Annotated in this window: 21 protein-coding genes and 1 tRNA gene; 15 read left to right on the top strand and 7 right to left on the bottom strand. The window is 71.8% G+C overall.

Features of this window, described 5'->3' with window-relative positions; genetic code table 11:
• Positions 1–12: 12 nt before the first annotated feature.
• From BM414_RS11520 to BM414_RS11500, 5 genes are read left to right on the top strand one after another with little or no spacing between them, the layout of a single operon-like run.
• A complete protein-coding gene (locus BM414_RS11520) occupies positions 13–909 on the top strand; it encodes an ABC transporter ATP-binding protein (RefSeq protein WP_093579596.1) in 897 nt (298 codons plus the stop codon).
• The gene (locus BM414_RS11515; protein WP_093579595.1) at positions 906–1751 is read left to right on the top strand and encodes an ABC transporter permease; all 846 of its coding nucleotides are present in this window, start codon (positions 906–908) and stop codon (positions 1749–1751) included. Before BM414_RS11520 ends, BM414_RS11515 begins: the two co-directional genes overlap by 4 nt.
• Positions 1715–2980 (top strand): sensor histidine kinase, encoded by a 1266-nt coding sequence (locus BM414_RS11510; RefSeq protein ID WP_245784652.1) that lies wholly within the window; start codon positions 1715–1717, stop codon positions 2978–2980. The genes BM414_RS11515 and BM414_RS11510 overlap by 37 nt, the downstream gene beginning before the upstream one ends.
• Entirely contained in the window at positions 2977–3612 is a 636-nt protein-coding gene (locus BM414_RS11505) for a response regulator (protein WP_093579594.1), read from the top strand. Before BM414_RS11510 ends, BM414_RS11505 begins: the two co-directional genes overlap by 4 nt.
• Complete coding sequence (locus BM414_RS11500; RefSeq protein WP_093579593.1) at positions 3609–4148, top strand: GNAT family N-acetyltransferase; 540 nt, start codon at positions 3609–3611, stop codon at positions 4146–4148. The genes BM414_RS11505 and BM414_RS11500 overlap by 4 nt, the downstream gene beginning before the upstream one ends.
• Here BM414_RS11500 and BM414_RS11495 read toward each other — a convergent pair.
• The gene (locus tag BM414_RS11495) at positions 4100–5053 is read right to left on the bottom strand and encodes an ArsR/SmtB family transcription factor (RefSeq protein WP_093579738.1); all 954 of its coding nucleotides are present in this window, start codon (positions 5051–5053) and stop codon (positions 4100–4102) included. The genes BM414_RS11500 and BM414_RS11495 overlap by 49 nt on opposite strands.
• 57 nt (positions 5054–5110) lie before the next feature.
• Here BM414_RS11495 and BM414_RS11490 point away from each other — a divergent pair, with 57 nt between their 5' ends.
• Positions 5111–6301: an MFS transporter gene (locus BM414_RS11490; RefSeq protein ID WP_139245818.1), complete on the top strand. Its 1191-nt coding sequence runs from the start codon at positions 5111–5113 to the stop codon at positions 6299–6301.
• A 76-nt stretch (positions 6302–6377) separates the two neighbouring features.
• On the top strand, positions 6378–7775 hold the full coding sequence (locus tag BM414_RS11485; RefSeq protein WP_093579591.1) for a nicotinate-nucleotide adenylyltransferase: 1398 nt from the start codon (positions 6378–6380) through the stop codon (positions 7773–7775).
• A 43-nt stretch (positions 7776–7818) separates the two neighbouring features.
• Here the strand turns inward: BM414_RS11485 and BM414_RS11480 are convergent, their stop codons facing one another.
• Both BM414_RS11480 and BM414_RS11475 read right to left on the bottom strand, forming a co-directional pair.
• Entirely contained in the window at positions 7819–8880 is a 1062-nt protein-coding gene (locus BM414_RS11480) for an alpha/beta fold hydrolase (protein ID WP_093579590.1), read from the bottom strand.
• Between the two features lie 34 nt (positions 8881–8914).
• Positions 8915–10450: a flavin-containing monooxygenase gene (locus tag BM414_RS11475; protein ID WP_093579589.1), complete on the bottom strand. Its 1536-nt coding sequence runs from the start codon at positions 10448–10450 to the stop codon at positions 8915–8917.
• A gap of 116 nt (positions 10451–10566) precedes the next feature.
• Here BM414_RS11475 and ychF point away from each other — a divergent pair, with 116 nt between their 5' ends.
• Positions 10567–11640, top strand: a complete 1074-nt coding sequence (gene ychF, locus BM414_RS11470) for a redox-regulated ATPase YchF (RefSeq protein ID WP_093579588.1) — start codon at positions 10567–10569, stop codon at positions 11638–11640.
• 269 nt (positions 11641–11909) lie between these two features.
• Here ychF and BM414_RS11465 read toward each other — a convergent pair whose 3' ends face one another.
• Both BM414_RS11465 and BM414_RS29365 read right to left on the bottom strand, forming a co-directional pair.
• The gene (locus BM414_RS11465) at positions 11910–12365 is read right to left on the bottom strand and encodes a tyrosine-type recombinase/integrase (RefSeq protein ID WP_245784651.1); all 456 of its coding nucleotides are present in this window, start codon (positions 12363–12365) and stop codon (positions 11910–11912) included.
• A gap of 287 nt (positions 12366–12652) precedes the next feature.
• Positions 12653–12762: transfer RNA gene (locus BM414_RS29365), tRNA-Gly, on the bottom strand.
• A gap of 111 nt (positions 12763–12873) precedes the next feature.
• Between BM414_RS29365 and BM414_RS11460 the strand changes: the two genes are divergently transcribed.
• Positions 12874–13212: a histone-like nucleoid-structuring protein Lsr2 gene (locus tag BM414_RS11460; protein ID WP_093579587.1), complete on the top strand. Its 339-nt coding sequence runs from the start codon at positions 12874–12876 to the stop codon at positions 13210–13212.
• A gap of 285 nt (positions 13213–13497) precedes the next feature.
• On the opposite strand, the gene BM414_RS11455 is transcribed toward BM414_RS11460, so the two are convergent.
• Positions 13498–14496 (bottom strand): YihY/virulence factor BrkB family protein, encoded by a 999-nt coding sequence (locus BM414_RS11455; protein ID WP_093579737.1) that lies wholly within the window; start codon positions 14494–14496, stop codon positions 13498–13500.
• Between the two features lie 957 nt (positions 14497–15453).
• Here BM414_RS11455 and BM414_RS11450 point away from each other — a divergent pair.
• Both BM414_RS11450 and BM414_RS31800 read left to right on the top strand, forming a co-directional pair.
• Positions 15454–15663 carry a type II toxin-antitoxin system Phd/YefM family antitoxin gene (locus tag BM414_RS11450; RefSeq protein ID WP_217644677.1) on the top strand — a complete coding sequence of 70 codons (210 nt, stop codon included), beginning with the start codon at positions 15454–15456 and terminating at the stop codon, positions 15661–15663.
• 119 nt (positions 15664–15782) lie between these two features.
• Positions 15783–15938: a type II toxin-antitoxin system RelE family toxin gene (locus tag BM414_RS31800; protein ID WP_093579586.1), complete on the top strand. Its 156-nt coding sequence runs from the start codon at positions 15783–15785 to the stop codon at positions 15936–15938.
• Positions 15939–16020: 82 nt separating this feature from the next.
• Here BM414_RS31800 and BM414_RS11440 read toward each other — a convergent pair whose 3' ends face one another.
• A complete protein-coding gene (locus BM414_RS11440) occupies positions 16021–16431 on the bottom strand; it encodes a hypothetical protein (protein ID WP_093579585.1) in 411 nt (136 codons plus the stop codon).
• A gap of 1099 nt (positions 16432–17530) precedes the next feature.
• Here BM414_RS11440 and BM414_RS30785 point away from each other — a divergent pair.
• The 4 genes from BM414_RS30785 to BM414_RS11420 all read left to right on the top strand — a co-directional run.
• Complete coding sequence (locus BM414_RS30785) at positions 17531–18400, top strand: diguanylate cyclase domain-containing protein (protein WP_245784650.1); 870 nt, start codon at positions 17531–17533, stop codon at positions 18398–18400.
• A gap of 511 nt (positions 18401–18911) precedes the next feature.
• Positions 18912–19109: an HNH endonuclease gene (locus tag BM414_RS31795; RefSeq protein ID WP_175551558.1), complete on the top strand. Its 198-nt coding sequence runs from the start codon at positions 18912–18914 to the stop codon at positions 19107–19109.
• Positions 19110–19235: 126 nt separating this feature from the next.
• Complete coding sequence (locus tag BM414_RS11425; RefSeq protein ID WP_175551557.1) at positions 19236–20384, top strand: glycoside hydrolase family 16 protein; 1149 nt, start codon at positions 19236–19238, stop codon at positions 20382–20384.
• A gap of 830 nt (positions 20385–21214) precedes the next feature.
• On the top strand, positions 21215–21634 hold a 420-nt coding region (locus BM414_RS11420; RefSeq protein WP_139245816.1), incomplete at its 3' end, for an IS701 family transposase.

The following is a 21634-nucleotide window of genomic DNA, read 5'->3' as shown; positions in this document are numbered from 1 at the left end:
CAGGCTCGGAGCATGACAGCGACCCAGACGGCGCCGGTCCCCCCGGTGCTCCAGCACGACGACGCGGTCCGCGTGCGCGGGCTGGTCAAGCGGTACGGCGGCCGGGCCGTCGTCGACGGCATCGACCTCGACGTCCGCCGCGGCGAGGTCTTCGCCCTCCTCGGGCCCAACGGCGCCGGGAAGACGACGACGGTCGAGATCCTGGAGGGTGTGCGCCGCCGCGACGGCGGTGACGTCGCCGTCCTCGGCGCGGACCCGGCGCACGCGGGGCGGGCCTGGCGCGACCGCATCGGCGTCGTCGGCCAGTCCACCGGCGCCGGCAACGCGCTCACCGTGCGGGAGACCCTCGACCACTTCGCCCGCTACCACGCGACACCGGTGCCGACCGGCGAGCTGCTGGCCGACGTCGGGCTGGCGGAGGCCGCGCGGCAGCGGGTGACCGCGCTCTCCGGCGGGCAGCGCCGGCGGCTGGAGGTGGCGCTCGGCGTCCAGGGCCGGCCCGAGCTGCTCTTCCTCGACGAGCCGACCACCGGCATGGACCCGGTGGCCCGCCGGCAGTTCTGGACGCTGGTCGAGGGGCTGCGCGACCGCGGCACGACCGTGCTGCTCACCACCCACTACCTCGACGAGGCCGCCCACCTGGCCGACCGGGTCGGCGTCATCAGCGCCGGCCGGCTGGTCGACGTGGCCCCGCCGGCCGAGCTGGGCGGCGCCCTCCGCTCCGAGGCCACCGTGCGCTGGACCGAGGACGGCGCGCTGCGGTCGGTGGTCACCGCCGAGCCGGCCGCCGTCCTGCGCGACCTGCTCGCCGCGCACCCCGCCGGGGAGGTCCCCGGCCTGACCGTCACCCGCCCCGGCCTGGAGGACGTCTACCTCCGCCTGGTCGCGCTCCCGGAGGAGACCCGATGACCGCCACCGTTCCCGCCACCGTCCCCGCCCCTGCCGTGACGCTCCCCGCGCCGCCGTCGGCCGCCGCCATCGGGCTGGCCCGCATCGGCCTGGAGCTGCGGCTGTTCGTCCGCGACCCCGGCCAGGTGGCGTTCTCCTTCGCCTACCCGGTGATCATGCTGGTGATCTTCGGCTCGGTCTTCGGCGACGAGGTCGTGCTGCCCGGCGTCGGCTTCCGGCAGTACTTCCTCGCCGGGATCGCCGCCACCGGCGTCATGCTCACCAGCTTCCAGGCGGTGGGCACCGCGGTCACCGAGGAGCGCGACCGCGGCGACCTCGCCCGGCTGCAGACGCTCGGCACCCCCGCCCTGTCCTACGGGATCGGCAAGGCCGGCCAGGTGGTGGTCACGACGATCGCCCAGCTCGCCGTGCTGCTGGCCGTGGCGGTCTTCGCCTACGACGTGCCGCTGCCCACCGAGGCCTCGCGCTGGCTGACCTTCGCCTGGGTCGTCGTCCTGGGCATCCTGGCCGGCACGGTCCTCGGCCTCGCGGTGGCGTCGGTGATCGGCAGCGCCCGCTCGGCCTCCGCCGGGATCCCCGCGTTCGCCGTCGTCCTGCAGTTCCTCTCCGGCGTGTTCTTCATCGACTCGGACCTGCCGGCGTGGATGGACCAGATCGCCGCGCTGTTCCCGCTCAAGTGGATGGTGCAGGGCATGCGGTCGGTGTTCCTGCCCGACTCGGCCGCCGTGGCCGAGCAGGCCGGCAGCTGGGAGCACGGGACCACTGCCCTGGTGCTTGCCGCATGGGTGATCATCGGGACCGTGGTGTGCGCCCGTACCTTCCGCTGGCGCCGGGCGGCGTGAGCCTGACCCGCCGCCTGGCCGCCGTCGTCCCTCCCGAGGACGACGGCGGCGAGCCGCTGTCCGAACGCGGGTGGCGGGCGACCATCGCCGGCATCCACGTCATCACCGCCGTCGTCTGGAGCCTGGCGGTGCTGTCGGCCACGGTCGGCGACGCCATCGAGCCCGACCGCCGCGGACCGGCCCTGTCGGTGCTGGGCGGGCTGGCCGTCGCCTACCTCGTCGCGGGCCTGCCCGCCATCGGCCGCGGGGCGCGCGGGCGGGCGGTGCTCTACCTGTCCGTGCTGGTCGTCGGCTTCACGCTGCTCGGCTGGCTCGCCCCCGAACTGCTGTTCCTGCTCTTCCTCGCCTACCCGCACGTCTGGTTCGCCGTCCAGGGGACCCTCACCGGCATCGCGTGGACCCTGCTGCTCGGGGTCGGCAGCGCGGCCGGGCCGGTGCTGTCGGCGGCGTCCGGGCGGCCCGCCGGGGACGTCCTGCTCGAGACCGGCATCGGCATCGTGTTCAGCCTGGCGATGGGCATGTGGGTCAGCCGGGTCCTGCACCAGAGCGCCCAGCGGGCCTCGCTGATCGAGGAACTGCAGGCGACCCGTGCCGAGCTGGCCGCCGCCGAGCACGAGCGCGGCGTGCTGGCCGAGCGCGAGCGGCTGGCGCAGGAGGTGCACGACACCCTGGCGCAGGGCTACACCTCCATCGTGGTGCTGTCCCAGACCGCCGCCACGCTCGTCTCCGCCGACCCCGGCGCCGCGCGCGAGAAGCTGGCGGTGATCGAGGAGGTCGCCCGCGACAACCTCGCCGAGGCGCGGGCGGTGGTCGCGGCGTTCCGGCCGGTGGCGCTGGACGGCTCGACGCTGGTGGAGGCGCTGCGGCAGCTGGCCGGGCGGTTCGCCCGCGAGACCGGGCTGGAGGTGCGGGTGGACACCTCGGCGCTCGACGGCGCACCCGGGCTGCGCACCGACGAGGAGGTCGTGCTGCTGCGGGGGGCGCAGGAGGCGCTGACCAACGTCCGCCGGCACGCGGGCGCCTCCGCGGTGGTGCTGCGGCTGGCGCGGGTGGGCGGGCAGGTGTCGGTGCACGTGGAGGACGACGGCGTGGGCTTCGACCCGGCGACGGTCACCGTCTCGGGCCTGGAGGGTCTGCGCGGGCGGGTGGCGCAGGTCGGGGGCGAGGTCGACGTCGCCTCGGCGCCGGGCTCGGGCACCCGGGTGACGGTGCGGGTGCCGGGCCCGTGACGCGCGTGCTGGTGGTCGACGACCACCCCGTGGTGCGCGGCGGGCTGGTCGGCTGGCTGGCCGCGCAGGAGGACCTGGACGTCGTCGGGGAGGCCGGCGACGGGCAGGAGGCGCTGGCGATGGTGGCGGCGCTGTCGCCCGACGTCGTGCTCATGGACCTGCGGATGCCGCGGATGGACGGCGTGACGGCGATCGAGCGGCTGGCCGTCTCGCACCCCGCCGTCCGGGTGCTGGTGCTGACCACCTACGACACCGACGCCGACATCGTGCGCGCCGTCGCGGCCGGGGCGACCGGCTACCTGCTCAAGGACGCGCCGCTGCCGCAGTTGGCCGACGCCGTCCGCGCGGCCGCCCGCGGGGAGACGGTGCTGGCGCCGCCGGTGGCCGCCCGGCTGGTCTCGCGCATGCGGGCGCCGGCGGCCGAGGAGCCGACCGCGCGGGAGCTGGAGGTGCTGGGCGGCGTGGCGCGCGGGCTGACCAACGCCGAGATCGGCCGGGAGCTGTTCATCGGCGAGGCCACCGTGAAGACCCACCTGCTGCGGGTGTTCGCCAAGCTCGGCGTCGACGACCGCACCCGCGCGGTGATGGTCGCCGTCGAGCGCGGCCTGCTGCCCGGCCCGGGTGCGCGGTGAGCCTCGTCCTCCGCCCCGCCGTCGTCGCCGACGCGCCGGCGCTGGCCGCGCTCAGCCGGGCCGCGATCGAGGTGTCGGCCGCCGGGCACTACGGCGACGCGCAACGGAGGGCGTGGGCGGCGCGGCGGACGGTCGAGGCGCACCGGCGCTACGTCGAGGTCACCGCCGTCGTCGTCGCCGAGGTCGACGGCGCGGTGGCCGGGTTCGCGTCGCTGGCGCTGCGACCCGTCGACGGGCTGGTGCCCGGGGAGGTGGACCAGCTGTTCGTGCACCCGTCCGCCGGCGGGCGCGGGGTGGCGCGGGCGCTGCTGGCGACGGTCGAGGAGCGGGCCCGCGGGGCCGGGCTGACCGCGCTGGTCACGCACGCCTCCTGGCGGGCGGCGCCGGTGTTCGAGCGCGCGGGGTTCCGGCAGGTCGAGGTGGAGTCGGTGACCGTGGACGGCGAGGTGCTCCCCCGCGTGCGGATGGAGCGGGTGCTCGCCGCAGGTCAGGCCGACGCCTCCACCAGCGCCTGGCCGGCGTCGCTGCGCCAGTAGAGGACCTCGCGTCCCGACCGGCGGCGCTCGAGCAGGCCGGCGTCGAGCAGCACCCGCAGGTGCCCGCCGACGCTGCCCAGCGGCAGGCCGGTGCCGGCCACCAGCGCGCTGGTGCTGCGCGGCGCGTCGAGCGCGGCGAGCACGCGGGCCCGGGCGCGGCCGAGCAGCCGGACCAGCGGCTCGGGCAGGGGAGCGGGGCCCGACGCGAGCGCGCCGGTGACCGGGTAGACGACCGCGTAGGTGTCCGGCAGCCGCCAGCTCACCCAGCTGCCGCGGCTGTGCGCGGCGATGAACAGCAGGTTGCGGCCCCGGATGTCGCGCGGCGGGTGCGGGTGCGCGTTGACCTGCAGCCGGCCGTTGGCGAGCCAGCGGACCCCGGGCGCGATGCCGTCGATGGCGCCGGACCAGCCCTCGCTGCTCAGCCGGGCGGTCCGGGCGACGACGTCGGCGCGCAGCACCCGCCGCCGGCGCGGCCACTCGTCGCGGATGGTGGACTCCCAGGTCCAGCGCAGCAGGGCGGCGGCCGTGCGCGCCAGGCCGGTGCCCGACAGCTCGGGCGGGACTGGGCCGGTGGCCACCTCGAGGTCGGCGCGGACGGCGTCGTCGTCGAGGGACTCGAGGAACGTGAGCTCCTCGTCGAGCGAGAGGTCCGGCGCCGTGGGCGGGACGGTGAGGAAGTCGGCGGTCCAGGTGCGGCCGAAGGCGGCGCGCAGCAGGGCGGCCCCGACCGGGTCGTCGTCGAGGCGGTGGCGCAGCGCGGCGGCGTGGGCGTCGTGCCACGGGCGGTGCCACGGCGGGACCTGCGCCGACAGGAGCAGCCGGAGCCCGGCCAGCGTCTCGGTGAGCTGCGAGGTGCCGAATCGGGCGCGCGCCATGACGTCGGCGTCGACGATGAACTCACCCACCTTTCGACGGTAGCCGAAACGGTGGGCCCCGGACACTCCGCGCCGGACGGTCGGGTCGTGCTCACCTACCGGGCGCTGTTCGCGCTCCCCGCCTTCCGCGCGCTGTGGACCGGCAGCGCGCTCACCACGGTCGCCTCGACGACGTCGTCGCTGGCCCTGGCGACGCTCGTGCACCGGCAGACCGGCTCGGCGCTGCTGACGGCGGTGGCGATGTCCGGCCCGTCGCTCGCGCAGGCCCTCGGCGCGGGAACGCTCATGTCGGCCGCCGACGCCAGCCCCCCGCGGCGCACGCTCGTGCTCGTCGGCGCGGTGTCCACGGCGGCGCTGTGCCTCCAGGTGCTGCCCGGTCTGACCCCCGCGGTGCGGCTGCTGCTCGTCGTCGGCGCCGCGTACGTCGTCTCGGTCGGGTCCGGGGCGCGGTGGGGGCTGCTGTCGGAACTGGTGCCGCCCGCCGCCTACCCGCTGGCCCGGTCGACGATGAACGTGGCGGTGGGTGCCTGCCAGGTGGTCGGCTTCGCCACCGGCGGCCTGCTGCTCACCGTGCTGACGACGACGCAGGTGTTCGCGCTGGCCGCCGCGGTGTCCGCCGTCGCGGTGGCCGTGCTGCGGTTCGGGCTGGCCGAGCGTCCGCCGCGCCGCAGCGGGCGGGCCGGGGTGGCCGAGACGCTGCGCGGCAACCGGCTGCTGCTGTCGCGGCGGGAGTCGCGCACGCTGCTGGTGGCGCTGTGCGTCCCGAACGGGCTGGTGGTCGGGTGCGAGGCGCTGTTCGTGCCGTACGCGGGGGAGCGGGGCGGCTGGCTGCTGGCGGCCGGGGCGGCCGGGATGATGGCCGGCGACCTGGTGGTCGGGCGGTTCTTGACGCCGGTGCAGCGACGGCGGTCGAACGCCGCGCTGCGGCTGCTGCTGGCCGCGCCGTTCGTGCCGTTCGCGCTCGGGCCGTCCGTGCCGGTGGCCGCCGTCCTCGTGGCGGTCGCGTCGGCGGGGTACGCGGCGGGGCTGGCGCAGCAGGAGTGGCTGGTCGCGCTGACGCCGGTCGAGCTGCGGGGGCAGGTGCTCGGGTTCGAGTCGGCGGCGCGGATGACGGGACAGGGGCTCTGCGCGGTGCTGGCCGGGGCGCTGGGCGACGCGCTGACACCCGGGTCGGCGGTGACGGTGCTGGCGGTGGCATCGCTGCTCGTGTCCCTATCGCTGGCGCCCGGGCTGCGGCGGGCGGCCGACCGGGCGACGGAGCCGGTCCGGACCCGGTGAAGCCGATCGAGCGGTGGTGCAGGTTCCTCCTGGCTACGCTCGCCCTGCACCCGGGCCGCACCGGGAGGGGAGCCGCATGGACGCCGGCGTGGACACGCTGCAGAAGGCACTGCAGATCAACCTGGACCCGCGCTGGTACGGGACCATCGCCGAGATCGGGGCCGGCCAGGAGGTCGCCCGCTGGTTCTTCCGCGCGGGCGGGGCGGCGGGCACCGTGGCCAAGACGATGTCGGCCTACGACATGGCCGTCAGCGACGCCGTCTACGGCAAGTCCGACCGCTACGTCTCCAAGGGCCGGCTGCAGGCGATGCTCGACCACGAGTTCCAGCTCGACGTCGACCGGCTCGGCGACGACCGCGGCGACGAGACGTCGTTCTTCGCGTTCGCCGACACCGTCGTCGCCCGCAGCTACCGCGGCGGCAACGAGTGCCACGGCTGGATGGGCGTGAAGTTCCAGGCACACCCGCGCGACGAACCCAGCCAGGTCGTCCTGCACGTCCGGATGCTCGACGACGAGGCGGCGCTGCAGCAGGAGGCGCTCGGCGTCGCCGGCGTCAACCTGCTGCACGCGGCCTTCTTCCAGCACCACCAGCCGGAGAGGCTGGTGGAGAGCCTGCTCGACCGGCTGACCACCGGCCGCATCGAGGTCGACCTGATCGAGCTGTCCGGCATCGAGTTCCGCGCCGTCGACAACCGCGTGATGGCGCTCAAGCTGGTCCAGCTCGGTCTGAGCGGCGCGGCCATGTTCGGGCCCGACCGCAACGTGCTGCAGCCCAGCGAGGTGCTGCGCAAGAAGGCGATCCTGGTCGAGCGCGGCAGCTTCCGGCCGCCGACGGTGGTCAACATCGCCATGCTCGAGGCCGCCCGCGCGCAGTTCGAGGCCGACCCGGCGGTCGCCGGCCGGGAGATCCTCCTGCTCGGCGAGCTGACCATGGCCAACCTGCGGGCCGGTGGGGACGTCGTCGACCGGCGCGACTTCCTCGCCCGCGCCGACCTGCTGGCCGCCTGCGGCCTGACGGTGCTGATCTCCGACTACGTCGCCCACCACCGGCTGGCCGCCTATCTCGCCTGGCGCACCGACGGCCGGATCGGGATGGTCATGGGCGTCCCGAGCCTCATCGACCTCTTCGACGAGGACTCCCACGCCGCCCTGCCCGGCGGGATCCTCGAGAGCTTCGGCCGGCTGCTGAAGAACGACCTCCGGCTCTTCGTCTACCCCATGCTGCGCGACGGCGGGGTCGTGACCGTCGACAGCGTCGCCGTCGGGGAGGAGTTGCAGCCGCTCTACGACTACCTGAACCGGCGCGGCAGCTTCGTCGGGCTCGACCACCGGCCCGAGTACCTGCCGATCCTCAGCCGGGACGTGCTCCAGCGGATCCCGACCGAGGACACGAGCTGGGAGTCGATGGTGCCGCCCGAGGTGTCCGCGGTGATCAAGAAGCGCGGCTTCTTCGGCTACGACCGGGCGCGCTGAGCCGGCCGACCGGGCCGGAGACCCGGCCCGGTCGGCCCGACCGTCAGGCGGTGCGGGCCTGGACCTCGGGTGCCGGGGCGAGCGCCCGGTCGACCAGCGCGAGCAGCCGCCGGCTGACCTCGGGACGGCGCTCCAGCTGCACCATGTGCCCGGCGCCGGGGTAGACGGCGAGCTCGGCCGTGGGCAGCGCGTCGGCGAGCGCGCGGCTGTGCTCGACGGGGCAGAGCCGGTCGGCGTCCCCGACGGTGATCAGCACCGGCACCTCGGTGAGCGACTCGAGGGCCTGGCGGCGGTCGTGGTCGGAGAAGGTGGGCAGGAAGGCGGCCACCGTCTCGGCCGGGGTGGTGCGGTGCACCTCCATCGCCGCCTGCACGTCCGCCGGGTCGGCGTCGCCGCTGAAGATCAGCCACATGTCCATGGCGCCGACCGCGCGCTTCTTCCCGGCCAGCTCGGCCTTGACCGCCTGCTCGTTGAGCACCGGCAGCAGCTTCTTCACCACGCGGGCCAGCGGCGCCGGCATGCCGTAGGTGACGGCGTCGAGCCCGCCGGAGCTGGTGCCGACGAAGGCGACGCCGACCACCCGGTCGCCGAACAGCTCGGGGCGTTGCTCGGCCAGCGCCATGAGCGTCATGCCGCCCATCGAGTGGCCGCCGAGGACGACCGGCCCGTCGGGTGCCACCGCGTCGAGCACCCCGGCCAGGTCGCGGCCGAGCTGCTCGATGGTGGCCTTGTCCCGCGGCGTCCGGCCGGAGGAACCGTGCCCGCGGTGGTCGTAGGTGACCACCTTCAGGTCGGGCCGGGCCTCGAGCAGGTCGCGGACCTGCCCGGCCCACAGCCGCGAGGACTGCACGTACCCGTGGGCGAGGACGACGGTCGCGACGGGCCGCTCCGCGCCGAACTCCTCGACGTGCAGGTCGATGCCGTCCTCGGTGGTCACCGTGCGGACGCGGCCCTGCGGCAGCGGAGGAGTCGAGGCGGGCGGCGTGGCGTCGCGGCCGGTGGCGCTGCGGCCGGTGGCGCTGCGGCCGGCGGCCCGGCGGCGGGCGACGACGGCACCGGCCGCGACGGCGACGGCACCGGCGGCGGCGAGGGAACGGGTGCGCATGGGGGAGGGGGCTCCAGGGATCGGTCGGACGGGGTCAGGCGGGGACGGGGACGCGGCGCGCGCTGCGCAGCTCGTAGGAGTCGGCGTCGAAGCGCCGCATCAGCCGCATGAACGCCGACGTGCGGGTCGGCCAGAGGGTGAAGTTGCGGCCCTGCTCGTCGCGGTACCAGGACCGGCAGCCGCCGGCGTTCCACACGGTGCCGCTGAGCTCGGACTGCAGCCGGGCGTTGTAGGCCTCCTGCGCCGACCGGCGGACCTCCAGCGCGCCGGCTCCGGTCTCCTGCATCCGCCGCAGCGCCTCGACGACGTAGCCGATCTGCGCCTCGATCATGAGGACGACGGAGGTGTGCCCGAGCGCGGTGTTCGGCCCGAGCAGCAGGAACAGGTTCGGGAAGCCCGCGACGGTGGTGCCGCGGTGCGCCTGGACGCCGGAGCGGTCCCACTCCTCCCGGAGCGTGGTCCCCTCGCGGCCGACCAGCCGGTGCCCCAGCGGGATGTCCATGACCCGGAACCCGGTGCCGTAGACGATGACGTCGACCTCGTGCTCGGTCCCGTCGGCGTCGACCACCGCGTGCGGGCGGACTGCGGTGACCGGCGAGGCGACCACCTCCACGTTCGGCCGGCCCAGCGCCGGCAGGTAGTCGTCGCTGACGATCACCCGCTTGCAGCCGAGGCCGTAGTCCGGCGTGAGCTTCGCGCGCAGCTCCGGGTCGGGCACCTGCTGCTCGAGGAACTTCAGCGCCTGGCTCTCGAAGAGCTTCCGCAGCCGCCCGGCGCCGGTCCACACGCCGAGCCGGGCCTCGCGGACGACGTACTGGCCGCCGCGGGCCAGCCGCAGGAAGCCCGGCACGCTCGCGTGCACCCGGTGCTCGCGCTCGGTGTAGACGCGGTCCTGGCGCGGGATCACCCACGGCGGCGTGCGCTGGAAGACCACGACCTCCGCCGCCACCTTCTGCAGCTCCGGCACGAACTGCGCGGCCGAGGCGCCGGTGCCCACGACGGCGACGCGCTTGCCGGTGAGGTCGACCGAGTGGTCCCAGCGGGCGGAGTGGAACGACGGGCCCTGGAACGTCTCGATGCCGGGCACCTCGGGCAGGTGCGGCTCGACCAGCCCGCCGGCGCCGCTCACCACGACGTCGGCGGTGAGGCTGCCGCGCGAGGTCTCCAGCTGCCAGACCAGCGCGTCGTCGTCCCACCGGCCGGCGACGACGTCCGTGCCGCAGTACAGGCGGGGGAGGACGCCGTGGTCGGTGGCGACCTGCTCCAGGTACTCGCGGAGCTCCGGCTGCCGGGAGTAGACGTGCGACCAGTCCTTCTTGGGCGCGAAGGAGAACGAGTAGAGGTGGCTGGGCACGTCGACGGCCGCGCCCGGGTAGCTGTTGTCCCGCCAGGTCCCACCGAGGCTGTCGGCCCGCTCGAGGACGACGAAGTCGTCGATGCCGGCCTCCTGCAGGGCGACCGCGGTGCCGATGCCGGAGAAGCCGCTGCCGACGATCGCCACGCGGGTGTGCGCGGGGAGCGGACCGGCAGCGGTGGCGTGCCGCGACGTCGTCGTCGGGGACAGGACCATGGGGGAGCCTCCAGGGTGCGCGGGGTGTGACGAGCGTCGCACGTGTTCCACGCCCATCCGCAGGCGCCCTGCGCACGTGGTCCGGAGCCGCCGGGACCCCCGTAGGCTGGACCCCCGTGAGTCTCACCATCGGGATCGTCGGGCTGCCCAACGTCGGCAAGTCGACGCTGTTCAACGCGCTGACCAAGAACGACGTCCTGGCGGCCAACTACCCCTTCGCCACGATCGAGCCGAACGTCGGCGTCGTCGGGGTGCCCGACGAGCGGCTGGGGAAGCTGGCCGGGCTGTTCTCGTCGCAGAAGGTGGTGCCCGCGACGGTGTCGTTCGTCGACATCGCCGGCATCGTCCGCGGCGCCAGCGAGGGGCAGGGGCTGGGCAACAAGTTCCTCGCCAACATCCGCGAGAGCGACGCGATCTGCCAGGTGATCCGGGTGTTCAGCGACCCCGACGTGGTGCACGTCGAGGGCAAGGTCGACCCGGGCGACGACATCGAGACGATCAACACCGAGCTCGTCCTCGCCGACCTGCAGACGCTGGAGAAGGCCATCCCGCGGCTGGAGAAGGAGTCGCGCAAGGACAAGGAGCGGGCGGCGCTGCTGGCCGCCGCTGTAGCCGCCCGGGACGTGCTGGACACCGGCAAGACGCTGTTCGCCGCGGGCGTTGACCCCGCGCCGCTGCGCGAGCTGACGCTGCTGACGACCAAGCCGTTCCTCTACGTCTTCAACGTCGACGCCGACGAGCTGGCCAACGAGGAGCTGATCTCCGAGCTGCGGGCGCTGGTGGCGCCGGCCGAGGCGATCCTGCTCGACGCCAAGACCGAGTCCGAGCTCGCCGAGCTGCCCGCCGAGGAGGCCGCCGAGCTGCTCGAGTCGATCGGACAGAACGAGCCGGGTCTCGACCAACTGGCGAAGGTCGGCTTCCGCACCCTCGGGCTGCAGACCTACCTCACCGCGGGCCCGAAGGAGGCGCGCGCCTGGACCATCCCGGTCGGCGCTACCGCGCCCCAGGCCGCCGGCGTCATCCACACCGACTTCCAGCGCGGCTTCATCAAGGCCGAGGTCGTGTCCTACGACCACCTCATGCAGGCCGGCTCGATGACCGAGGCCAAGTCCCGCGGCTGGGTGCGGATCGAGGGCAAGGACTACGTCATGGCCGACGGCGACGTCGTGGAGTTCCGTTTCAACGTGTGATCCGGCCTGTTTCCGCAGCTCAGCGGCCTGCAGTGCGCCTCCAGTCAACACCCAGTCAACGGGATTTCACGCTCCAGGTCTGCGCCGCGGCCACATCGCGCTGTCCCGGGCGGCCTTGATGACGGGCCGGAGCCATGACGGGAAGCGCTCGTCGCACGTGCCCGTCGAGGTATCGGTAGACGGCTGCGGCGTCGCAGCCGGAAGGCGGTCAGGGCCGCGGCGGAGGAGTACCGGAGGTCGAGCGCTGGACTCGTCAGCGGTATCCAGTGTTACTCCGGTCGGCAGGACTCGGCGAGCAGCGTCTGCGCGGCGGCACGTGTGCGGTCCTCAGCGCTCGGCCACAGGTGCGAGTAGGTCGACAGCGTGGTCGTCGCCGAGGCGTGCCCGAGGGCGCGTTGGACCGTGACGACGTCGCAGCCGGAGGCGATCAGCCCCGAGGCGTAGAAGTGCCGGAGGTCGTGCAGACGCAGCCCGGAGATCCCGGCGGCTGCGGTGGCGGTGCGCCAGCGGTGGCCGACGGTGTTCTGGTGCGGCGGTTGATCGCCTTCTCCGGTGAACATCCAGCCGCCGTCTGCGCCGTCTGCGCCGTCTGCGCCGTGCGCGCCGTCTGCGCCGTGCGCAGCGACGTGTGCTGCCAGCATCTCGACGAGTCCGGGTGCCAAGAACGCGACTCGCTCGCTGCCGTACTTGGGCGGCCGGACCTCGACCACCGGGCGGGACGTCACCTCTCGCGCTGCTGCTCGGTGCTGGGCTCGCGGTCGCCCTGCGCCTGCTGGGAGGTGCCGCCGGGGTGCCAGGCCGAGAGGGGTGTCCCGTGACCCAACTGGGTCACGGGGTTCCAACCGACGGCCCGGCAGGGCGGCCCACCAGGCCAGCTCGAGCTGAGCGGCGTGACTCATTCATGACCCACGCAACGAAACACAGAGGTGATGAAGGGGTTCAAACGGGCTGTCTGGGGGTTCTCGGGATCTTCTCCAGGAGACCTGACAGGCCGGTTGACCGGCGTGAACGGTGGAGCGGGTGACCGGGATCGAACCGGCATGGCCAACGTGGCGGGCTGAGGACTGATCCCCGACGTGACTTCATTGGATGCAGGTCGTCCTGACCCCGCGTCCCACTCGCTGGGCAGGCTCGACACATGCGGCCCATCGCTCCTACTCGTGCCGGCCCGATGTCTCACTCGCCATGGCGCTTCGATCTTGACTTCCTGATCACCGCTGGCCTCTCGGGCTCGTGGCTACCAGGACCGAGGTCGTACTGGTTGATGACCTGGACGGCGAGACGCCGGCCAGCACGACCGTGAGGTTCGCCCTCGACCAGACCGAGTACGAGCTCGACCTGAGCGGCGAGAACGCCGCGGCGATGTGTGAGGCGGTCTGCCGCTCCGTGGCGGTCGCCCGGAAGGTGTCGTCGAGCGGAGGTCGTCGCGCCGCTGCGCCGGCGAAGCCGGCTTACGAGGGTGTCGACCCGGCTGCTGTGCGCGCGTGGGCGGCTGGGCGGGGCATCACGGTGTCCCCGCACGGCCGGATCAGGGCCGATGTCGTCGAGCAGTACCGAGCCGCCGGCAACTGACACCACCGCGGTCGCATCGGGTGACTGACCGGCGCGTCCACCGTTGGCGGCTGCTGGGCGTCGACCGGCGTCGACGGACCTGCCGAGGAACACCCGAGGAACGCCACCCGCAGGCGGACACGGGTCCGACGGTGGACGACGACCCTCGTCCACCTACGGCCGTCGGCGCCGAGCAGACGCGAAACAGGTGTCTCCGCAGGCGGCTGCAGGAACACCGGGCTGGATCGGCTCGCGTCGAACGGGCCGGGATCCGTGGCGGCGTGGCTCCCCGGCGGGGTCTGCGGGTCACCCGGCCGGGCGGTCGGGATCCTCGCCATCGCCGTCGGGTGGGTCGAAGGTGACGTGGACGGTCTCGAATCCCTTCTGGCGCTCGGCCTTCGCCTGGCCGGTGTAGCTGCGCCGGTCGCCGGGGGTGAGGTCGACCGCGTCGGTGAAGGGGGTGAGCAGCGCGCGGGGGTAGAGCCGGTCGACCCGGACCACGTTGACCTCCACGCACAGGACGGCGACGACCGCGGCGAGGTAGAGGAACGCGAGCATCCCGAGGACGAGGGCGAACACCCCGTTGACGGCGCTGGCGGTACCGACCACGTGACCGACGTAGGTCACCCCGAAGGTCTGCAGCAGCTGCCACAGGACGGCGGCGGTGACCGCCCCGGGGAGCACTTGGCGCACGGTGAGGTGCCGGGCGGTGCCCAGCCGGAAGGCGAAGACGAAGACCAGGGCGTTGACCAGGACCGAGGCGGTGAGGGCCAGGGCCCGGACGACCACGCCGAGGGAGCCGACGTCGTTCGCGCCGAGCGTGGACAGGGTCGTCGTGCCGATCACCGCCAGCCCAGCGGTGGCCAGCAGCAGCAGGCTGCGGCCGCGGGCCAGGAACGGGTTCGGCCGGTTGTTGCGCGGCACCGCCCACGCGGTGTTCATGGCGTGCTGTACCGCCTGGGCCACCCCGAGCCCGCCGTACAGCGCGCCCAGCACGCCGATGACGACGCCGAGTGTGCCGCCGCTGAGTCCGCGGGGCTGGCCCAATTGGTCGCCCACGACGGGGAACTGGCTGAGTGCCGACTCGATCAGGCGCTGCTGCAACTCCGGATTCCCGGCCAGGACGTGACCCAGGATCGTCGAGGAGAGCAGCAGCAGCGGGAACATCGAGACGAACGCGTAGTAGGTGATCAGCGCGGCCAGGTACGGGCCTGAGTCGTCGACGTACTTGTAGACGACGGCGATCGGGAAGCCGGCGGCGGGATGACGGCGCTGCAGACGGTCGAGCGTGTCGGCGAGGGCCACGGCGCAGTGCACCACGTACGGCGCACGTCCGCCCCTGGGCCGAGCTGTCCACGTGCCGGCCGCCGTTTCTCACGAGCGGGACGTCGACTTCCTCCTCGACCAGCTCATCCACCACGAGCCCGCGAGAAGCCCCGGCCCGACACCGACTGGGCATCACGAGGGGTCCGACCCTCGAGTGGACTGGGAATGACGGCGAGGACGCGTGCGTCGGCAGCACCGGCGGGGTCGTCGTACGTCTTCGGATTCTCGGGCGGAAGCAGCGGCCATCCTCGCTCGGCGTCATCAACAGGATATGCGGGACTCCCGAGCGCTTTCACGAGCCCGCGACCAGCGCGCTTGACGGGACCTCGTCGACGTCTCTGGGCCTGCCCGCGGTCACCGGGCACACCTGGCCATGGCGACCCCGCACCTACTGCCGCACCCCGAAGGGACGACTGCGTCGATCAGACCGTGGCACGCGGTCTTGCGCCGGGCGTCCGCCGGGTCGAGGCGTCGCGCGACTCAGGCCAGGAGCTGGCTGGATCGACACGCCCGGGCGCGGGGGAGGCGATAGCAGCCGGTACAGCAACGCGCTCCGAACGGCAGCGAGTCGGATTGGACGGCGACGACGCCATAGGCGTCTGAGCTGGACAGATAGGACCTTCGCGATCCATGGCGAACGCCTCGCACGTGACTGGGGGTCAAGGGGTCGCAAGTTCACATCCTGTCAGTTCGACAGTGGGAAATCGCAGCTCAGGGGCCGTTTCTGGAGAGATCTCTAACGGCCCCGACTGCTTCCTGGGGTGTTTGACCGTGAGGCCACCTCACTCGCCGAGGACGGCACCCGGCGGAGGTCTCGGGGGGCTCTTCTGCGAGCCAGCAGGTCTGGACGCTGCGGGCTCTGAAGCGCCCGATCGTGGCCATGAGCACCGAGTCCCTGCGGGTGGTCCGCGACCACCGTCTGAGGTCATCGACCGGGTGGAGCACCAGCACGAGCGCGTCGTGATCACGCGGAACGGGCGCGCGGCAGCAGTCCTGATCAGTCCCGACGACCTGGATGCCCTCGAGGAGACGCTGCCGGTCCTCACTGATGCAGAGGCGCTCACCGACATCCGTGAAGCGGGTGCCGCCTACGCGCGGGGAGACGCGACGAGCGGTGTGGAGGCGGTTGGTCGGCTGCGGCCGTGAGCGATGGGCAGCCCCATGAGCTGATCCTCACGCCACCGCCGGGACGGGCGCTCGCCGAGAGCTGCCGGAGGCGGTTGCCGCAGCGGTCGTCGACTTCGGTACCACGACGCTCGTCATGAATTCGCGGGGCCGGCAAGCCGCTCCGCGGCGAGCTGGCCGGAATCTGGTCGGCTCGACGCGGGACCTACCGCGTGCTGTACCGGGTCCTGGAGAAACCGCGTGAGATCGTCGTCTTCAGGGTCGACCGTCGCCGGGACGTCTACCGCTCGAGCTGAACTGGGGGCTCCGCAGGCCAGCAGCGACGCGTTCCGCCGGTGGGCGCATCCGCAGTCGATCAACGGGACGGCGAGGTTGGGCTCACGCCCGGGAGGATCGCTGGAGGTCCTCGGCGACGAGTTGTAGTAGCTGTGCCCGCAACCGCGCCTTTTTCTCCTCCGACACCTCCTCGTCGCTCAGATACCGGGCCACTTCGAAACCCAGGTCCCGCGGCTCCTCGTCGCGCACCCGGTAGCCGGCTGCCACCTGCGCGGCCTGCATCAGGTCCGACTCACTGATCGGCAGGACCGCCGCCAGCGCCCGCACGGTCTCCGGCGGCACCCTGTGCCCCTTTGGCCACGGCTGGTTCGGATTCAGGTGACGGGCGACGGAGGCCCGACGGGAGTTGTCAAACCCCGCGCGGCGGATCAGCTCCCGCACCGACACGTTCTGCCCCTCCTCGCGGATGAGCTGCCGGCGCGCTTGGTCCACGGCCTGCTGGAAGGCGTCCATCAGTAACAGACTGTAAACCCTGTCTCCCGGGATCTCTAGCCGACTCTGCCCTGACCAGCAAGTTCGCCCAACCTCAGGCGGCACTTCATGTACTGAGCGTGAGCTACCGGTAGCAGCTGTCGATGCACTGAGGGCAGCCGTCCTCCGATGTGCGACGGATGACCGGTAGATCGGTCCACCGTCCACAGAATCCGTTGGCCGTCCTCTGTAGTTGACAATTGGCTAAGTCTGCGAGACAGTTCCTCGTCGGATTCGCTCGTCGACCCACCACTCACGTGAAGGGTCACGAATGATCAGGGGTCGCGCCGCACCGCGACGTCCCGCGGTGCCCGGGTCCGCTCACCACCCTCGAAAGGTCGTCGACACCCCACTTTCCGGCGCCGCGCCTGGCCTGGGGTCCACCCGCGGCACCGCACGACCGCAGGTCCACCACATACGTCGGTAACCCGATGGCAGCCGTTGACCATTACGGGTGAACCGAGTATCTCGGCCGGAGGGTGGAGATTCGGTGCTCTGGTTGATCCTGGCCAGCTGGCTGCTCCTCGCGCCGTTGTCTGCCCTCCTCGTCGGCAGAGCCCTCTCCAACTGCCAGCAGGATGAGGACCGCATGGTCGACAACGCTCTTCGGCGTGCCGACTCGGAGAGTCGCAGCGCGCCCGGTGGCGGAGAACCAACCGCCTGTCGCCTGCTCGATCGAAACCAACACCGAGCCACTTGTCACCCCCTCGAGCACGTCGAGGCCGTGGTTCAACACGCGGGCGCTGACGCACGACGGCTCAACACACCGGCTGTCGGGATCTGCCGAGCCTGCTGCGAGGGCCATGACAAGCGTTTCGTGCTCGCGCACCTGTCTGTGCGGCGGCATCCCGCTCATCGCGCCCGCGGTGGGGTGCACGGCCTGGGTGCAGGCCACTACCGGTCCACAGCGTCCGCCCGTCGGGCGCCCGCGACGACCAGGCCGCCACCTCCCGTGCGCGTTGGGCATCTCGCTTGCAGGGCTCGGTCGGAACAGTCCGTGCAGTCCCGGGCGCCGGTCCCGGCGACTATCGGGCAAGTAGTGCCTCACGCCTGGAGGTGGGCCCTGAACGAGGCGACGCGCGTGTTCCCTCCGGCGGACCGGCGCAGCGCGTTCACCAACGCGCCGATGGGAATCGCCCTCACCACGCCCGCCGGGGTTCTGGTCGACGCCAACCCCGCGCTGTGCCGGATGCTCGGCATGGCCGCCGAGGTCTTGCACGGCCAATCAGTGCTGGACCTGGTGCACCCCGCCGGCCAAGCAGGCGCCAGCCAGGCGCATGCGACGCTGCTGGCCGAACACCGCCAGCCAATGCGCCTCGAGACCAGGCTGATGCACGCCGACGGGGATGAGTTCCCCGTGCAGGTGACCGCCTCCTGGGTGGACGGCAGCTCTGCGGGCGACCCGCCTCATCTGGTCATGATCGTCGAGGACATCACCGACCGAAAAGCCCTCGAGGCGCAGCTGCTGCACCGCTCGCTGCACGACCCACTGACCGGACTACCCAACAGGTTGTTGTTTCACGACCGGCTGCAGCACGCCTTGGAGCGCGGATCGCGCGCAGACACCCCGACATCCGTGCTGATCATCGACCTCGACGACTTCAAGACCATCAACGACACGCTCGGCCACCACACCGGTGACCTCGTGCTCGTCGCCTTCGCCGAGCGCCTGCAGACGGTGCTACGGAGCAGCGACACCGCAGCACGACTGGGCGGCGACGAGTTCGGCGTCGTGTGTGAGCACACCGACCGAGCCCACGCCGAGCTCCTGGTCGGGCGGCTGCGCGACGCCTTTCAGGATCCGTTGGTCGTCGAGGAGACCACGATCCCTGTGCACATGAGCATCGGGATCGGCCATGTAGAAAGCGGCGCCGATCCCGCCCATGCCCACCAACGGGTAGTTCGGGAAGCCGACGCCGCCATGTACGCCACCAAGCGACACCAGCGCTGACCCGGCCGTGCTCGATGCGCAGAACCGGAACACCATCCCGATCCTCGGTGATCAGCATCGGGCCATGATCCACGCGCTGAGGTGTCGTGCCGGACGACGGGAGCCTTCCCGGAATCGGGCCGCCGAGGGCTTGCCACTGCCGGAACTCGGGAGATTCGACGAAGCGCTCGGTGTGCTCTTCCAGGTTGTCCCACTCGACGACAGGAGGTGAGTGCGCGGCTCCTCTACACCGCAGGAGAGCGTCACCGGGCGATACTCGGGTCACCCGGCGACAATCCGCCGCCCCGCGGCGGACGTCTGCCGTTCCTCGTCACCGTTGACGCACATGGTTCACCGTTTGTGTCCACAAACCCGATGAGGCACCTGGAGTAAGGACGCGAGGTGGGGCCACGCCCAGTTGCCGGGCGTCCGCTCGAGTCGGTCGTCGCGAGAGTCCGGCCAAGAGGCTGGCCCGATCAACACGTCTGGGCGCGGGGGAGCGATACAGCAACCGGTACAGCAACGCGGCCCCGTGCGTCCCGACGATTCCGTGCATCACATCAATGGGGTGCGGGATGACAACAGGCCCGAGAATCTCCAGCTCCGTCAAGGCAACCTCGGGAACGGCGTCGTCTACACCTGCGCCGACTGCGGCTTCCACACTATTCAGGTGCGCGACCAGGCAAAATTTAGGTGCAAATCCGACCCTCGTGGTCATCTCCTAGCGTGATCTCCTAGTTCACAGCTATCTCACAGGTAGCGGTACGGGGAAATGCCAGGAATCACCCCCACCCTCGCAACTGGAGTCGCTGTGAAACTATCCCGATGGGCTGTGACTACCGTCTCCGCCCTCGCCATGACCGTGGGCATGACCGCCGCTGCCCAAGCTGCCCCGGCAACGGGCTCGAGCACCGTGTTCTCCTACAGCAGTGGCTGGTCGACGACCGGCACGGAGAAGTGGTCCAACGTCACCGGTTCGACGGCCACAGTGGCGGTCACGGCCGGTACCGGTGGCTCCCGCTTCGACCTGCGCGGCTTCCGGGCCCTCAACCACGGCTACGCCGGTGTGAGTGTGGACGGCGGTCCCGAGACCCGGCTCAACTACTACGGCACCCGTAACGACGGTGTTCGGTGGTCAGTGACCCTGGCTGCCGGTACGCACACCATCAAGGTCCGGGTGCTGGGCACCAAGCCGTTGCAGTCATCGGGGACGATCGTCAGTATCACGGGCGCCTACCTGTCGAATGGCACGTTCGGCAGCGTCACCACCCCGACCACGCCCACCGAGCCGACTCCGGCGCCAGCTCCCCCGCCGACGTTCCAGGAGAACTTCGACCGAGCCGCTGCGCTCGGCTCCTTCCGCTCGGTCTACTCGACTTGGGGCCACTACGACGGGACCGCCCCCGGGGACACCTCCAAGCGCGGCATCTACGACACCAACCGGACCACCTCGGTGGCCAACGGTGTGCTCTCACAGCGGCTGCACTACAACGGTGCGCACTACGTGTCAGCTGTGCTACCGCCCATCGCCGGCGGCACCGATGCGTGGTCCGGCCAGCTCTACGGCACCTTCGAGACCCGGATGCGGGTAACCGACCCGTCGGCCAACTACAAGCTCGCGTGGCTGCTGTGGCCGAACACCGACGATTGGGCGCACGGCGAGATCGACTGGCCCGAAGCCGACAACCTGGCCACCGGTACCCGGCCCCGCCCGGCGTCCAAGCAGCTGGGAAACTACAACTCGGTGTTCCACCCGGCGACCACGCAGTACGCCCCGGCCGCTGTCGCTGACGGTCAGTGGCACACGTACCGCACCGAGTGGACGCCGACCAGCATCAGGTTCTGGCAGGACTCCACGCTGGTGGCGACGGTGACTGACCCGAACTTCATCCCGAAGGTCCCGATGCGTTGGGTTCTTCAGTCGGAGACGAATATTGGCGGCTCGCTGAACACGACCGACCCGGCAGTTGTCGAGGCCGACTACGTGAGGTATTGGGCGCGCTGATCCACTACCCAGGAGGGGGTCGTTTCCGGGCAGTTCGGGATGGCCCCTCTTGACTGGACTGACCTGCTCACAGCTGAACGTGACACGGGCTGCTCCGGCTCTCGCGACTCCTGTTCACCCTGGTGCCGTTGAGTGCCACGGTCAGTGGTGGCAGTGTCGCGGTGCACGAATCGGTGAAGTCGAGTGACTCCACGACGGTGTCCCGTTACGGGGTCTGTGCTCGCTCGTTGTCCAGGGTCAACCTGGACTACGCGCAGCAGTCCCGAGCGTGTCGTTCCCGGCCAACACGTCGGTGGGTTATGACGCCAACAAAGACGTATGCGGTGGATACGTACACCTACCTTTTTCGTCTGCACCACAACGGGTGTGTAAGAGCGTGGGGTCGTCGAAGACCTTCGCAGTCTCTTCCACGACCGCTCCACCCCCTACCCACGAGTGCGGTTGAGGGAGAGCGACTCCAGATGCCCGGAACTGCACGCGCCGCCATCCGGGACAACTTCCTCAACTGACCTAACGGAGTGGTCTTGAGGGGGAACCAGAGGGATCGGAAGAAGACTCCGGGCCGGCAGGATGGCCACCCGTCGGAAGGCCTGCCCGCGACACCTCGCAGGGTGCAGGCAATGCACGAACGATCACGCTACTCACCTGACTCAAACTTTCCTTCGGTCGGGTGGGATGGCGGAGCCTGAGGAACTCGACCATCCCCTCGACATTTGACCGCGTGGGTTTCCGCACTACGTGGAGCAGGAGCACCGGCGCGCAGGTGACCATCTCCTAGTAGTGCTTCGTTAGGTCTTGTCTGATTCGACGGCCGGCGCTGCGATGGGTGGATGACTCCGGCGGAGTTGGCCGCGGTCCGCGGGCGGCTGGAGGAGTTCGCCGCGGAGGTGTTCGCGCCGCTGGCCCGGGTGGATCAGCGGGACAAGGGTGTGACGTATCTGCGCGGGCTGCTGCTGGATGGGCGGCGCAAGTCGATGCAGCCGATGGCCGAGCGCCTCGGGGTGGATCACCAGGGGCTGCAGCAGTTCGTCTCCTCCTCCACCTGGCCGGTGGCCGAGGTCCGCAAGCGGCTGGCCGAGCGCGCAGTGGAGGTGATCAGCCCGGACGCGTGGGTGGTCGATGACACCGGCTTCCCCAAGTTCGGCACCGCCTCGCCCGGGGTGGCCCGGCAGTACTCAGGCACCCTGGGCAAGGTCGCCAACTGCCAGATCGGCGTCTCGGTGCACGCGGTCACCGACGCTGCCTCCTGC

It is taken from the genome of Geodermatophilus amargosae (assembly GCF_900116515.1).
Classification (GTDB): domain Bacteria; phylum Actinomycetota; class Actinomycetes; order Mycobacteriales; family Geodermatophilaceae; genus Geodermatophilus; species Geodermatophilus amargosae.
This window is presented reverse-complemented; position numbering and strand designations above follow the sequence as displayed.

Coding starts and splice junctions, on each gene's coding strand:
- BM414_RS11520 (WP_093579596.1), top strand. CDS start 13: ATGACAGCGACCCAGACGGCGCCGGTCCCCCCGGTGCTCCAGCACGAC.
- BM414_RS11515 (WP_093579595.1), top strand. CDS start 906: ATGACCGCCACCGTTCCCGCCACCGTCCCCGCCCCTGCCGTGACGCTC.
- BM414_RS11485 (WP_093579591.1), top strand. CDS start 6,378: ATGGACGCCGGCGTGGACACGCTGCAGAAGGCACTGCAGATCAACCTG.
- BM414_RS11480 (WP_093579590.1), bottom strand. CDS start 8,880: ATGCGCACCCGTTCCCTCGCCGCCGCCGGTGCCGTCGCCGTCGCGGCC.
- BM414_RS11475 (WP_093579589.1), bottom strand. CDS start 10,450: ATGGTCCTGTCCCCGACGACGACGTCGCGGCACGCCACCGCTGCCGGT.
- BM414_RS11440 (WP_093579585.1), bottom strand. CDS start 16,431: ATGGACGCCTTCCAGCAGGCCGTGGACCAAGCGCGCCGGCAGCTCATC.
- BM414_RS11425 (WP_175551557.1), top strand. CDS start 19,236: ATGACCGTGGGCATGACCGCCGCTGCCCAAGCTGCCCCGGCAACGGGC.